This window comes from Acidovorax sp. FJL06, from assembly GCF_003852545.1.
Lineage (GTDB): Bacteria > Pseudomonadota > Gammaproteobacteria > Burkholderiales > Burkholderiaceae_C > Acidovorax.
On record NZ_QAJR01000034.1, the window covers coordinates 12,158 to 25,202 of the forward strand.

Here is a 13,045-nt window from a genome sequence, read left to right on the forward strand (position 1 = left end):
GCACTGGCCTCGGACGCGCCAGTTGCGTCGGACACTTGCGCAAATGGACGAAAGACACTGATGTACAGCACCGCATTCCTTGACCTGCCTCCCTTGCAAGCCGCTGCGGGTGAGGTCCACCTGCCCGGCTCCAAGAGCATCTCCAACCGCGTGCTGCTGCTGGCCGCGCTGAGCAACGGCACCACCACCGTGCACGACCTGCTGGCGTCCGACGACACGCGCGTGATGCTGGATGCCCTGCGCCAGATCGGCTGCACCGTGGATGAATCGGCAGGCAGCAGCACCGTGCGCATCACCGGCCTGGGGGGCCGCATGCCGCAATCGCCCGCGAAACTCTTCATGGGCAACGCCGGCACGGCCATGCGCCCGCTCACCGCGGCGCTGGCGTTGCTGGGCGGCGAGTTCGAGTTGTCGGGCGTGCCGCGCATGCACGAGCGCCCCATCGGCGACCTCGTCGATGCCCTGCGCCAGCTGGGCTGCCAGATCGACTACCTGGGCAACGAGGGCTACCCGCCGCTCAAGATCGCCCACGGCCAAGGGGTGCCAGCCCTGGCGCTGAACGAGCCCATCCGCGTGCGCGGCGATGTATCGAGCCAGTTCCTCACCGCCCTGCTCATGGCGCTGCCGCTCGCGGCGGGTGCACAGGCCATCGTGATCGAGGTGGTGGGCGAGCTGATCTCCAAGCCCTACATCGCCATCACGCTCCAGTTGCTGGCGCGGTTTGGCATCGTGGTCGAACACCAGAACTGGCAGCGCTTCACCATCCCGGCGGGCTGCCGCTACCAGTCGCCCGGCAGCATCCATGTGGAGGCGGACGCCTCATCCGCTAGCTATTTCATAGCACTTGGGGCACTCGCAACGGGCGGTGAAGGCCCAAAAAGCATCAAGATCCAGGGCGTAGGCCTGGACTCCATCCAGGGCGACATCCGCTTTGTGGAGGCCGCACGTGCCATGGGGGCTGTGGTCACGGGCGGGGCCAACTGGCTGCAGATCGAACGCGGCGCGTGGCCTCTGAAGGCCATCGAGATGGACTGCAACCACATCCCCGACGCAGCCATGACGCTGGCCGTGATGGCGCTGTATGCCGAAGGCACCACCACGCTGACCAACATTGCCAGTTGGCGCGTGAAGGAAACCGACCGCATCGCCGCCATGGCCACCGAACTGCGCAAGCTCGGCGCCACAGTGGAGGAAGGCGCGGACTTCATACGTGTCGCACCCCCTGCCCAGGCGGCGGACTGGAAGCCCGCCAGCATCCACACCTACGACGACCACCGCGTGGCCATGTGTTTCTCGCTGGCCGCCTTCAACCCGGCCCACCTGCCGGTGCGCATCGAAGACCCCAAGTGTGTGGCCAAGACCTTTCCGGACTACTTCGAGGCGCTGTTCTCGGTCGCCCAGGTCGAGACCGCCCACATCCCGGTGATCTGCATCGACGGCCCCACGGCCTCGGGCAAGGGCACGGTGGCGGCTGCGGTGGCGCAGCGGCTGGGCTACCGCTTTCTCGACTCGGGGGCGATGTACCGCATCACCGCCCTGGCCGCGCTGCGTGCGGGCCTGGCCATCGACGCCGACCACGAAGCACGCATTGCCACCATGGCACAGACCCTGCCGGTGCGCTTTGAAGGCGGCCGGGTGCTGCTGGGCAGCGACGACGTGACCGACGCCATCCGCACCGAAGAAGCCGGCATGAACGCATCCCGCGTGTCCGCCCTGCCCGCCGTGCGCACGGCCTTGGTAGACCTGCAGCACAGCTTCCAGCGCCTGCCCGGCCTGGTGGCCGATGGCCGCGACATGGGCACCGTGATCTTTCCAGAGGCCCCGCTCAAGGTCTATTTGACGGCCAGCGCCGCCTGCCGCGCGGAGCGCCGTTATAAACAGTTGATTTCAAAGGGTTTTTCGGCTATTATCGAAGACCTTCGCGCGGATTTGGAGGCGCGTGACGCCCGGGACAGTTCCCGCAGCGTTGCGCCCTTGAAGCCCGCGCAGGATGCTCTGGTCCTGGACAACTCCACTTTGACGATTGATGAAGCCGTCGAACAGGTGTTGGCCTGGTGGCAAGAGCGCCAGCCCTTCGCAGCTGCTGCGCAGGGCTGAAACGTGGAGCCCATGGGCTCCAGGCAGTGCCGAAAGGCCATGCCACAGGCCCACGCAGCCCCTCTCGCGCGCCAGCGCACAGGTTGTGTGGATCGATAACCTAACCCGCGGCTCTGCCGCAAAAAACCACCGCAAGCAGCTATAAAAACGGTAGCAATAGTGCTGCCGGAATCCTGTTTGTGGCAAGGAAACACATGTCCGAATCTTTTGCCGCCCTTTTTGAAGAATCCTTGCAGCGTACGGAAATGCGCCCAGGCGAAGTCATCACCGCTGAAGTCGTGCGCGTTGAGCACAACTTCGTGGTCGTGAACGCCGGCCTCAAGTCCGAAGCCTACGTGCCGCTGGAAGAGTTCAAGAACGACAAGGGCGAAGTCGAAGTCCAAGTGGGTGACTTCGTGTCGGTGGCCATTGGCTCCATCGAAAACGGCTACGGCGACACCATTCTGTCGCGCGACACCGCCAAGCGCCTGGCTTCGTGGATGAGCCTGGAAAAGGCCCTGGAATCCGGCGAATTCGTCACCGGCACCACCTCCGGCAAGGTCAAGGGCGGCCTGACTGTCCTGGTCAACGGCATCCGCGCATTCCTGCCCGGTTCGCTGATCGATACCCGTCCGATCAAGGATCTGACGCCGTACGAAAACAAGACCATGGAATTCAAGGTCATCAAGCTGGACCGCAAGCGCAACAACGTGGTGCTGAGCCGCCGCGCTGTGGTGGAAGCTTCCATGGGCGAAGAGCGCGCCAAGCTGATGGAAACCCTGAAGGAAGGCTCCATCGTTCAAGGCGTGGTCAAGAACATCACCGAATACGGTGCGTTCGTGGACCTGGGCGGCATCGACGGCCTGCTGCACATCACCGACATGGCATGGCGCCGCGTGCGTCACCCTTCCGAAGTGGTGACGGCTGGCCAGGAAATCACGGCCAAGATCCTGAAGTTCGACACCGAAAAGAACCGTGTCTCGCTGGGTCTGAAGCAAATGGGCGACGACCCATGGATGGGCGTGAACCGCCGCTACCCACAATCGACCCGCCTGTTCGGCAAGATCACGAACATTGCCGACTACGGCGCGTTCGTCGAACTCGAACCCGGCATCGAAGGCCTGGTGCACGTGTCTGAAATGGACTGGACCAACAAGAACATCGCTCCCGCCAAGCTGGTTTCGCTGGGCGACGAAGTCGAAGTCATGGTTCTGGAAATCGACGAAGACAAGCGCCGCATCAGCCTGGGCATGAAGCAGTGCAAGGCCAACCCATGGCAAGAATTCGCGCAGGACACGAAGCGCGGCGACCGCGTCAAGGGTCCTATCAAGTCGATCACCGACTTCGGCGTGTTCGTGGGCCTGGCTGCCGGCATCGACGGCCTGGTGCACCTGTCTGACCTCTCGTGGAACGAACCCGGCGAAGCCGCCGTTCGCAACTACAAGAAGGGCCAGGAAGTGGAAGCGATCGTGCTGGCCGTGGACGTGGACCGCGAACGCATCTCGCTGGGCATCAAGCAGCTCGACGGCGACCCATTCACGACCTTCGTGACCGTGAACGACAAGGGCCAGACGGTGACCGGCAAGGTCAAGACCGTGGACGCCCGTGGCGCTGAAATCGACCTCGGCGAAGACATCGTGGGCTACCTGCGCGCTTCGGAAATCTCCCGCGACCGCGTGGAAGATGCCCGCAACGTGCTCAAGGAAGGCGACGAAGTCACGGCCGTGGTGGTCAATGTGGATCGCAAGACCCGCAACATCCAGCTGTCGATCAAGGCCAAGGACATGGCCGACCAGCAAGAAGCCATGTCTTCGCTGTCGCAACAGTCGGCCCGCGAAAGCGCCGGCACGACCAGCCTGGGCGCCCTGCTGCGTGCCAAGCTGGACAACTCGGAAAAGTAAAGCGCTGACCCGTTAAGGAGCGATTCCTTATACGGCCAGACAGCGGGCGCCTTGTGCGCCCGCTCTTTTTTCACGACAAAGAGACAACCCCCTGCCCACCCGCAGCCTGCCTATGTCCCAAGACTCCATGACCCGCTCCGACCTCGTTGAAGAACTGGCCGCACGCTTTGGCCAGCTCACCCACCGCGATGCCGAATACGCCGTCAAGACCATTCTGGACGCCGTGGGCGATGCCCTGGTGCGTGGGCACCGCATCGAGATCCGGGGTTTTGGCAGTTTCTCGGTCAACCACCGTCCGCCCCGCATGGGCCGCAACCCCCGCAGCGGCGAGGCCGTGGCCATCCCCGAAAAGCGGGTGCCGCATTTCAAGCCCGGCAAGGCCCTGCGCGAAGCCGTGGACAAGCGCACCGCCGAGATGGAAGAAAAGACCCAGGCCACGCCGGGCGTGCCAGATCAAAATTGATAGCTGATACCGCTTGATGGATGCGCCCAAGCGGCCTATTTGAGGGATACTGGAGCTGCGCAAACTTGCCGCAGGTCCTGCGCCCAAGCTCTTAGAATCGCCCCACCACTGGGGAGACCGATGAAATACCTCCTGTGGCTGCTCAAGGCAGCCATTTTTTTTACGCTCTTCGCCTTCGCGCTGAACAACCAGCAGGACGCGACCGTGCACTTCTTCTTTGGCACCCAGTGGCGCGCGCCGCTGGTGCTGGTGGTGCTGACGGCCTTCTCGGCCGGGCTCGCCGTGGGCGTGCTGGGCATGGTGCCCCGCTGGTGGCGCCACCGCACGGCCGCCCGCCGCGCCCAGGCGGCCGCCGCCGTCGCCGTGCCAGCCCCTGCGCCCACAGCGGCAGCCAACAGCAGCAATACGCCTCCCGCGCCCCCGCCACCTCCCGACCTGCCCTCGATCCATGGAATTTGACCTGAGCTGGATTCTGCTGGGCCTGCCCCTGGCTTTTGTGCTGGGCTGGCTGGCATCGCGTTTCGATCTGCGCCAGCTGCGCGCCGAAAATCGCCGCGCGCCCAAGGCCTATTTCAAGGGCCTGAACTTCCTGCTCAACGAGCAGCAGGACCAGGCGATCGACGCCTTCATCGAGGCCGTGCAGAACGACCCCGACACCTCCGAGCTGCACTTCGCCCTGGGCAACCTGTTTCGCCGCCGGGGCGAATACGACCGCGCGGTGCGCGTGCACGAACACCTGCTGTCGCGCGGCGACCTCTCCCGCACCGACCGCGAGCGCGCCCAGCATGCGCTGGCGCTCGACTTCCTCAAGGCGGGCCTGCTCGACCGCGCGGAAGACGCCCTGCACCGGCTGGAGGGCACGCCCTTCGAGGCCCAGGCCCGCCTGGCCCTGCTGGCCATCTACGAACGCTCGCGCGACTGGCCGCACGCCGCCACCATTGCCCGCAAGATGCACGACGCCGACCAGGGCGATTTCAGCACCCGGCAGGCGCACTACCTGTGCGAACAGGCGCTGGCCCTGACCACCCAGGGCGATCTGCCTGCCGCCCAGGCGCTGCTGGAACAGGCCGTGGCCGCCGCCCCCGAGGCCGCGCGGGCACGCATCGAACTGGCGCGGCTGCAGCGCCTCATGGGCCAACCGGCGGCGGTGCTGGCCACGCTCAAGGCGCTGGGCGAACGCAACCCCGCCGCCCTGCCGCTGGCGGCCCCGCTGATGGTCGAAGCCGCCACGGCCAGCGGGCGCACCACCGAGGTCCATGCCCTGCTGCTGGCCCACTACGCGCAGGCCCCTTCGCTCGACGTGCTGGAAAGCATCGTGGCCATGGAGGCCGCCGACGCCAGCACCAGCGGCTCTGCCCGGCAACGGTATGTGGAGCACCTGGACAAGGAACGCTCGCTGGTGGCGGCCGCCAAGTGGCTGGCCACCGAGAGGCTGGAGCACGAGGCGTTCCACCCCCAGATCCAGCGCGCGCTGGAGCATGCCGTGAAGCCCCTCACGCGCTACCGCTGCGCGGCCTGTGGCTTTGAGGCCCGCCAGCATTTCTGGCAATGCCCCGGCTGCCAGACCTGGGACAGCTACCCCGCGCGCCGCGTCGAAGAACTCTGACCCGCCCCTTCCAGGCCAAACCCCCACACCAAGGACACCTGCCATGTTGAAGAAACTGCTGACCCTGATCGCCACCCTGCTGCTGGCCACCGCCGCTTTCGCCGCAGTGGACGTGAACACCGCCACCGAGGCCGAGCTGGACGGCATCAAGGGCATCGGGCCCGGCCTGTCGGGCCGCATCCTGGAAGAGCGCAAGAGCGCCCCCTTCAAGGACTGGGCCGACTTCATTGGCCGCGTGGGCGGCGTGGGCAACAAAAGCGCCGTGAACTTCTCCAAGGAAGGCCTGACCGTCAACGGCAAGAAATACAGCGCGGCCGCCGCCGCCAAAGCCGAGGCCAAGAACCACAAGAAGCACGCCAGCGCCCAGGCCGCAGACCGCAAGCCCCGCAGCAACGCAGACAAGGACACAGCCACACCGGCTGCAGCGCCGACAGCAGCCCCGGCTGCAGCACCCGCAGCCCCAGCCCCGGCAGCCAGCGCTAGCAAAAACTAAGCACACTCCACAAGCAGCAAGCCCGCTCCAGCGGGCTTGTTTTTTTGTACCCATCACAAACGCGGCAGCAAGGGCTGGACAGGGTTTTTAGGGGCTGCCCCTAGAATCATTCACGCATGCCCCTGATCACGCTCATCCTTCTCCCCTTCATCGGCAGCCTGCTGGCGGCAGTGTTGCCCGCCAATGCCCGCAACACCGAGTCCACGCTCGCCGGGCTCATCGCCCTGATCTGCACAGTGCAGGCAGCGCTCTACTTCCCCGAGATTGCCGATGGCGCGGTGATCCGACAGGAGCTAGCCTGGCTCCCGGCCCTGGGCCTGAACCTCGTCATCCGCATGGACGGCTTTGCCTGGATGTTCTGCATGCTGGTGCTGGGCGTGGGCAGCCTGGTCGTGCTGTACGCGCGCTACTACATGTCGCCCGCCGACCCGGTGCCGCGCTTCTTCTCGTTTTTCCTCGCCTTCATGGGTGCCATGGCGGGCGTGGTGCTGTCGGGCAACATCGTCCAGATTGCATTCTTCTGGGAGCTGACCAGCCTGTTTTCGTTTTTGCTGATTGGCTACTGGCACCACCGCAAGGACGCGCGGCGCGGTGCGCGCATGGCGCTCACGGTGACAGGCACGGGCGGCCTGGCCATGCTGGCGGGCATGCTGGTGCTGGGCCACATCGTGGGCAGCTACGACCTCGACCATGTGCTCGCGGCCGGCCCGCTCATTCAGAACCACCCGCTGTACCTCACGGCCCTGGTGTTGATACTGCTGGGGGCGCTCACCAAAAGCGCCCAGTTTCCGTTTCACTTCTGGCTGCCCCACGCCATGGCCGCGCCCACGCCGGTGTCGGCCTACCTGCACTCGGCCACCATGGTGAAGGCGGGCGTGTTTCTGCTGGCACGGCTGTGGCCGGCGCTGGCGGGCACCGAACAATGGTTCTGGCTGGTGGGGGGCGCGGGCCTGTGCACGCTGCTGGTGGGCGGCTACGCGGCCATGTTCCAGAACGACCTCAAGGGCCTGCTCGCGTATTCGACCATCTCGCACCTGGGCCTGATTACCCTGCTGCTGGGCCTGAACAGCCCGCTGGCCGCCGTGGCGGCCGTGTTCCACATCATGAACCACGCCACCTTCAAGGCTTCGTTGTTCATGGCCGTGGGCATCGTGGACCATGAAAGTGGCACACGCGACATCCGGCGGCTCTCGGGCCTGCGCACCATGATGCCCATCACCGCCACCCTGGCCATGGTGGCCAGCGCCGCCATGGCGGGCGTGCCGCTGCTCAACGGCTTCCTGTCCAAGGAAATGTTCTTTGCCGAGACGGTGTACGTGAACACCACGCCGCTGCTCGAATGGCTGCTGCCCATCGCCGCCACACTGGCGGGCATGTTCAGCGTGGCGTATTCGCTGCGCTTCACCGTGGACGTGTTCTGGGGCCCCCCAGCCACTGACCTGCCCCACCAGCCCCACGAGCCCCCGCACTGGATGCGCGTGCCCGTCGAGCTGCTGGTGCTGGCCTGCCTGGTGGTGGGCACGCTGCCCGCCTGGTCGGTGGGCGCCTACCTGGCCGCCGCCGCCCGGCCCGTAGTGGGGGGCGATCTGCCCACCTACAGCCTCGCGGTCTGGCATGGCTTCAACACCCCGTTCGTGATGAGCCTGGTGGCGCTGGGCGGCGGCATGGCGCTGTATGCCCTGCTGCGCCGCCAGCGCGCCCGGGGCACGCTGGATGCGCCCCCGCTCATGCACCGCCTGAGCGGCCAGCGCATGTTTGAGCACACCCTGGCCGCCCTCACGCTGGCCGGCCGCAACGGCCGCCGCCTGCTGGGCACGGGCCGCCTGCAGTGGCAGATGCTGTGGCTGGCCGCAGCGGCCCTGGTGGCGGGCACCCTGCCCCTGTGGGCACGCGGCCTGCCGATTGGCGACCGGGTGCAACTGCCCCTGTCGCCCTCCTTTGCGCTGCTGTGGCTGCTGGGTGCACTGTGCGCCGTGGCGGCGGCCTGGCAAGCCAAATACCACCGGCTGGCAGCCCTCACGCTGCTGGGCGGGGCCGGGCTGTGCGTATGCCTGACCTTCCTGTGGTTCTCGGCCCCCGACCTCGCGCTCACGCAGATCGTGGTGGAGGTGGTGACCACCATCCTCATTCTGCTGGGCCTGCGCTGGCTGCCGCGGCGCGACGAGAGCCTGCGCGTGCCCACGCTGGCGCAAGAGCGCCGCACCCAGCTGCGCCGCTGGCGCGACCTGGCGCTGGCGCTGAGCGCGGGCGCTGGCATGGCGCTGCTGTCGTTTGCGATGATGAGCCGGCCCTTCCCCGACAGCACCTCCACCTTCTTCCTGGAGCACGCACTGGGGGAAGGCGGCGGCACCAACGTGGTCAACGTGATGCTGGTGGACTTCCGGGGCTTTGACACTTTTGGCGAGATCGTGGTGCTGGGCATCGTGGCGCTCACGGTCTACGCGCTGCTGCGGCGCTTCCGGCCCGCGCGCGAGGTGATGGACCTGCCGCCGCAGCAGCGCGCCCTGCCTGCCGACGTGGACACCGACCTGTCCAACCCGCGCCAGACCATGGACACCGCCGTGGGCTACCTCATGGTGCCCGCCGTGCTGGTGCGCTTGCTGCTGCCCTTTGCCACGCTGGTGTCCATGTACCTCTTCATGCGCGGGCACAACGAGCCCGGCGGCGGCTTTGTGGCCGGGCTGGTGTTCTCGGTGGCGCTGCTGCTGCAGTACATCGTCTCGGGCACCTCGTGGGTCGAGGCCCACCTGCCCCTGTACCCGCGCCGCTGGATCGGCGTGGGCCTGCTGGCGGCATTGGCCACGGGCCTGGGGGCGCTGGCCTGGGGCTACCCGTTCCTGACCAGCCACACGGCCCACCTGCACCTGCCCGTGGTGGGCGAGGTGCATGTGGCCAGCGCACTGTTCTTCGACATCGGCGTGTTCACCCTGGTGGTGGGCTCGACCATGCTCATCCTCACCGGCATTGCCCACCAGTCGGTGCGCAGCCACCGCTACCACCACGCGCGCACCGCCGGCGAAGCGCAGGAGCAGGCCACCACCACGGCGCCCACCGTCCGGGGAGAAACTCCATGGAACTGATTCTGGCCCTGGCCATCGGCGTGCTCACCGGCTCGGGCGTGTGGCTGCTGCTGCGGCCCCGCACCTTCCAGGTCATCATGGGCCTGTCGCTGCTGTCGTATGCCGTCAACCTCTTCATCTTCAGCATGGGCCGCCTGGGCCTGGCGATTGACAAGGAGCCCGTGCTGCAGCCCGGCACACCGCAGGACCTGGCCCACTATGCCGACCCCATGCCCCAGGCGCTCACGCTCACGGCCATCGTGATCGGCTTTGCGATGACCGCACTGTTCCTGGTGGTGCTGCTGGCATCGCGCGGCATGGCGGGCACCGACCATGTGGATGGCACCAAGGGCAAAGACGTGCAGGAAATGCCATGACTAGAGAACACCCCCCTGAGCGGCTTCGCCGCTTCCCCCCGCTCTCGCAGCGCTGCGCACTGCGGGCAGGGGGACGCAGCCCTCGATGCGGGGCGGCCCTTTCTCAGCTGCCCTGGCCTGGGGCGTGCCAGTTTCATGCGCAGCGTCTTGGACCAATCACATGACACTCATGCACATGCTGCTTGAGCGGCTGATGCCACACCTGATCCTCGCGCCCATTGCGCTGCCCCTGCTCACGGCCGGGCTCATGCTGCTGCTGCGCGAGGAACGCCAGCGCACCAAGGTCACGCTCAACATCACATCGACCCTGGTCGGCCTGGTGGTGGCTGTGTTGCTGCTGGTGCAGGCCAAGGAGCCCAGCGTGCAGACCAGCCTGGGCGTGTACCTGCCGGGCAACTGGCCGGCGCCATTCGGCATCGTGCTCGCCGTCGACCGGCTCTCGGCCATGATGCTGGTGCTGTGCAGCACCGTGGCGCTGGCCACCGTGCTGTTCTCGGCGGCGCGCTGGCACCGCGCGGGGGTGCACTTTCACCCGCTGTTCCAGTTCCAGCTCATGGGGCTGGCGGGCGCGTTTCTCACGTCCGACCTGTTCAACCTGTTCGTGTTCTTCGAGATCATGCTGGCCGCGTCCTACGGGCTGCTGCTGCACGGTTCGGGCCGCCCGCGCGTGTCGGCGGGGCTGCACTACATCGCCATCAACCTCGCGGCCTCGTCGCTGTTTCTGATTGGCGTGTCCATGCTCTACGGCATCACCGGCACCCTCAACATGGCCGACCTGGCGCAGAGCGTCGCCGGTGTGGCAGCGGCCGACCGGGGCCTGCTGCACGCAGCGGCGGCCATCCTGGCCGTGGCCTTCCTCATCAAGGCCGCCGTGTGGCCGCTCAACTTCTGGCTGGTGCCCGCCTACAGCGCGGCCACAGCGCCCGTGGGCGCGCTGTTCGCGCTGATGACCAAGGTGGGTGTGTACAGCGTGCTGCGCCTGTGGACGCTGCTGTTCGGCGCCGAGGCGGGTGAATCGGCCCAGTTTGGCAGCCAGTGGCTGATGGGCGGGGGCCTGCTCACCATGGCCTTTGGCGCCATCGGCATGCTGGGCTCGCAGCGCCTGGGGCACCTGGCGGGCTTCAGCGCCATCCTGTCGTCGGGCACTCTGCTGGCGGCCGTGGGCTTTGGGCAGACCCTGCTCACAGCCGGGCTGCTGTACTACCTGCTCAGCTCCACGCTGGCGGTGAGCGCCCTCTTCCTGCTGACCGACCTGATCGACCGCTGGCGCAACGATGGCGCGAGCCTTGCGCCCCACGCGCAGACCGACGATGCGCCCTTCCTCTCGGCCGACCTGGTGCCCACCGAGGGCATGAACCTCGACGACAAGGAGCAGGCCCTGATCGGCGAGGTGATCCCTGCGGCTGCGGCTTTCCTGGGCCTGGCCTTCATCGCCTGCACGCTGGTCATTGCGGGCCTGCCGCCGCTGCCGGGCTTTGTGGGCAAGTTCGCCATGGTCCATGCGCTGCTCAACCCGCTGGGGCTGGGCGCTTCCAGCGGGTTCCAGCTGGGTGCGGCGGGCTGGACGCTGGTGGCGCTGCTGGTGGCCTCGGGCCTGCTGGCGCTGGTGGCCCTGACCCGCGCGGGCATCCGCCATTTCTGGGCAGCGCCCGAGCGCTCGGCCCCCAAGCTGCTGGTGCTGGAGGGGCTGCCGATTGCCCTGCTGCTGGGCGCCTGTGCGGCCCTGGCCTGGCAGGCCGGCGCGGTGATGCGCTACACCCAGGCCACGGCCGACGCGCTGCATGCGCCCGCTGGCTATGTGCGCGCCGTGATGGCGGCCGAGCCCGTGCCCAACCCGCCCAAGCCTGCCACCACACCGGGGGGCAATCTGCCATGAAGCCAGAGCCTCTCCCTACTGCCACCTCCCCCCGGCCCTTCAAGCGGCTGGTGCCCGCGCCCCTGCTGTCGCTGGCGCTGCTGGGCCTGTGGCTGCTGCTCAACCGCAGCCTGAGCGCCGGCCACATCGTGCTGGGCACGGTGCTCGCGCTGGCGATTCCACTGCTCACGGCCGGGCTGCGCCCGCTGCCGGTGCGCGTGCGCAAACCCGGCGCGGTGCTGCGCCTGGCGCTCACGGTGGTGGCCGACACCACGCGCTCCAACGTTGCCGTGGCCCGCCTGCTGCTGGCGCCCGGCCGCAGGCGGCACCCGGCCGGGTTTGTGCACATCCCGCTCGATGTGCGCGACCCCAACGCGCTGGCCGTGCTGGCCATGATCGTCTGCATCACCCCCGGCACCGCCTGGGCCGAACTGTCGCTGGACCGCAGCATGCTGCTGCTGCATGTGCTGGAGCTGGACGACGCCGCCGCCATTGCGGCCAGCGTCAAGCAGCGCTATGAACGCCCTTTGATGGAGATTTTCGAATGACCCCGATACTGGATTGGGCCCTCCCCATCGCCCTGTTCATGCTGGCGCTCGCCATGGGCTGCGCGCTGGTCCGCCTGCTCAAGGGCCCTTCGGCGCAAGACCGCGTGCTGGCGCTGGATTGCATGTACCTGAGCGGCATGCTCGTGATGCTGGTGCTGGGCCTGCTGTATGGCAGCAAGAACTACTTCGAGGCGGCCCTGCTGCTGGCACTGTTCAGCTTTGTGGGCGCCATGGCCATGGCCAAGTTTTTGCTGCGTGGCGAGGTGATCGAATGACCGAAGCCAGCACCACCGCCGCTGCCGTGCTGCCGCTGTGGCTGGAAATCATCGTGGCCGTGCTGGTGCTGGCAGGCGCCGGGCTGGCGCTGCTGGGCTCTACCGGCCTGCTGCGCCTGCCCACGTTTTTCGAACGTGTGCACGCCCCCGCCATCATCGCCACGCTGGGCTGCTGGCTGATCATGCACGGCACGGTACTGTACTTCTCGGTGGCCGACCGTAGCCTGGCGCTGCATGCACTGCTGATCGCCGTGTTCGTAGCGATCACCGTGCCCATCATGTCGATCTTCTTGATGCGCGCGGCGCTGTTCCGGGCCCGGCAGGCCGGGCTGGATGTGCCGCCCAGCCTGAGCCAGCCCCAGGCCCCCGCAGAAGGCAAAGACTCCTGATTT

12 protein-coding genes are annotated in these 13,045 nt (G+C 67.2%); all 12 read left to right on the forward strand.

Annotated elements, in window-relative coordinates; all coding sequences use genetic code 11:
* The first annotated feature begins 60 nt into the window (after positions 1-60).
* The 12 genes from DBV10_RS18485 (at position 61) to mnhG (ending at position 13,042) form a co-directional block, all read left to right on the forward strand.
* Positions 61-2,097 (forward strand): bifunctional 3-phosphoshikimate 1-carboxyvinyltransferase/cytidylate kinase, encoded by a 2,037-nt coding sequence (locus tag DBV10_RS18485; RefSeq protein ID WP_124515070.1) that lies wholly within the window; start codon positions 61-63, stop codon positions 2,095-2,097.
* 179 nt (positions 2,098-2,276) lie between these two features.
* A complete protein-coding gene (gene rpsA / locus DBV10_RS18490) occupies positions 2,277-3,977 on the forward strand; it encodes a 30S ribosomal protein S1 (RefSeq protein WP_305010437.1) in 1,701 nt (566 codons plus the stop codon).
* A 112-nt stretch (positions 3,978-4,089) separates the two neighbouring features.
* The gene (locus DBV10_RS18495; protein ID WP_370451200.1) at positions 4,090-4,440 is read left to right on the forward strand and encodes an integration host factor subunit beta; all 351 of its coding nucleotides are present in this window, start codon (positions 4,090-4,092) and stop codon (positions 4,438-4,440) included.
* A gap of 120 nt (positions 4,441-4,560) precedes the next feature.
* On the forward strand, positions 4,561-4,899 hold the full coding sequence (locus DBV10_RS18500; RefSeq protein WP_124515071.1) for a lipopolysaccharide assembly LapA domain-containing protein: 339 nt from the start codon (positions 4,561-4,563) through the stop codon (positions 4,897-4,899).
* A complete protein-coding gene (lapB, locus tag DBV10_RS18505) occupies positions 4,889-6,046 on the forward strand; it encodes a lipopolysaccharide assembly protein LapB (protein WP_124515072.1) in 1,158 nt (385 codons plus the stop codon). Before DBV10_RS18500 ends, lapB begins: the two co-directional genes overlap by 11 nt.
* A 43-nt stretch (positions 6,047-6,089) precedes the next feature.
* On the forward strand, positions 6,090-6,539 hold the full coding sequence (locus tag DBV10_RS18510) for a helix-hairpin-helix domain-containing protein (protein WP_124515073.1): 450 nt from the start codon (positions 6,090-6,092) through the stop codon (positions 6,537-6,539).
* A gap of 116 nt (positions 6,540-6,655) precedes the next feature.
* A complete protein-coding gene (locus DBV10_RS18515) occupies positions 6,656-9,619 on the forward strand; it encodes a monovalent cation/H+ antiporter subunit A (RefSeq protein ID WP_124515074.1) in 2,964 nt (987 codons plus the stop codon).
* Positions 9,610-9,975: a Na+/H+ antiporter subunit C gene (locus DBV10_RS18520; protein WP_124515075.1), complete on the forward strand. Its 366-nt coding sequence runs from the start codon at positions 9,610-9,612 to the stop codon at positions 9,973-9,975. The genes DBV10_RS18515 and DBV10_RS18520 overlap by 10 nt, the downstream gene beginning before the upstream one ends.
* A gap of 160 nt (positions 9,976-10,135) precedes the next feature.
* Complete coding sequence (locus DBV10_RS18525; RefSeq protein ID WP_124515076.1) at positions 10,136-11,851, forward strand: monovalent cation/H+ antiporter subunit D; 1,716 nt, start codon at positions 10,136-10,138, stop codon at positions 11,849-11,851.
* Entirely contained in the window at positions 11,848-12,378 is a 531-nt protein-coding gene (locus DBV10_RS18530; RefSeq protein ID WP_124515077.1) for a Na+/H+ antiporter subunit E, read from the forward strand. Before DBV10_RS18525 ends, DBV10_RS18530 begins: the two co-directional genes overlap by 4 nt.
* A complete protein-coding gene (locus DBV10_RS18535) occupies positions 12,375-12,653 on the forward strand; it encodes a K+/H+ antiporter subunit F (RefSeq protein WP_124515078.1) in 279 nt (92 codons plus the stop codon). The genes DBV10_RS18530 and DBV10_RS18535 overlap by 4 nt, the downstream gene beginning before the upstream one ends.
* Positions 12,650-13,042, forward strand: coding sequence for a monovalent cation/H(+) antiporter subunit G (mnhG, locus tag DBV10_RS18540; protein ID WP_124515079.1), 393 nt, complete (start codon positions 12,650-12,652; stop codon positions 13,040-13,042). Before DBV10_RS18535 ends, mnhG begins: the two co-directional genes overlap by 4 nt.
* Positions 13,043-13,045 lie beyond the last annotated feature (3 nt).

Bases quoted from the DNA above. Each gene is read 5' to 3' on its own strand.
- DBV10_RS18510 (WP_124515073.1), top strand. From the start codon at position 6,090: ATGTTGAAGAAACTGCTGACCCTGATCGCCACCCTGCTGCTGGCCACC.
- DBV10_RS18535 (WP_124515078.1), top strand. From the start codon at position 12,375: ATGACCCCGATACTGGATTGGGCCCTCCCCATCGCCCTGTTCATGCTG.
- DBV10_RS18515 (WP_124515074.1), top strand. From the start codon at position 6,656: ATGCCCCTGATCACGCTCATCCTTCTCCCCTTCATCGGCAGCCTGCTG.
- DBV10_RS18485 (WP_124515070.1), top strand. From the start codon at position 61: ATGTACAGCACCGCATTCCTTGACCTGCCTCCCTTGCAAGCCGCTGCG.
- DBV10_RS18525 (WP_124515076.1), top strand. From the start codon at position 10,136: ATGACACTCATGCACATGCTGCTTGAGCGGCTGATGCCACACCTGATC.
- DBV10_RS18530 (WP_124515077.1), top strand. From the start codon at position 11,848: ATGAAGCCAGAGCCTCTCCCTACTGCCACCTCCCCCCGGCCCTTCAAG.
- lapB (WP_124515072.1), top strand. From the start codon at position 4,889: ATGGAATTTGACCTGAGCTGGATTCTGCTGGGCCTGCCCCTGGCTTTT.
- mnhG (WP_124515079.1), top strand. From the start codon at position 12,650: ATGACCGAAGCCAGCACCACCGCCGCTGCCGTGCTGCCGCTGTGGCTG.
- DBV10_RS18500 (WP_124515071.1), top strand. From the start codon at position 4,561: ATGAAATACCTCCTGTGGCTGCTCAAGGCAGCCATTTTTTTTACGCTC.
- DBV10_RS18495 (WP_370451200.1), top strand. From the start codon at position 4,090: ATGTCCCAAGACTCCATGACCCGCTCCGACCTCGTTGAAGAACTGGCC.
- DBV10_RS18520 (WP_124515075.1), top strand. From the start codon at position 9,610: ATGGAACTGATTCTGGCCCTGGCCATCGGCGTGCTCACCGGCTCGGGC.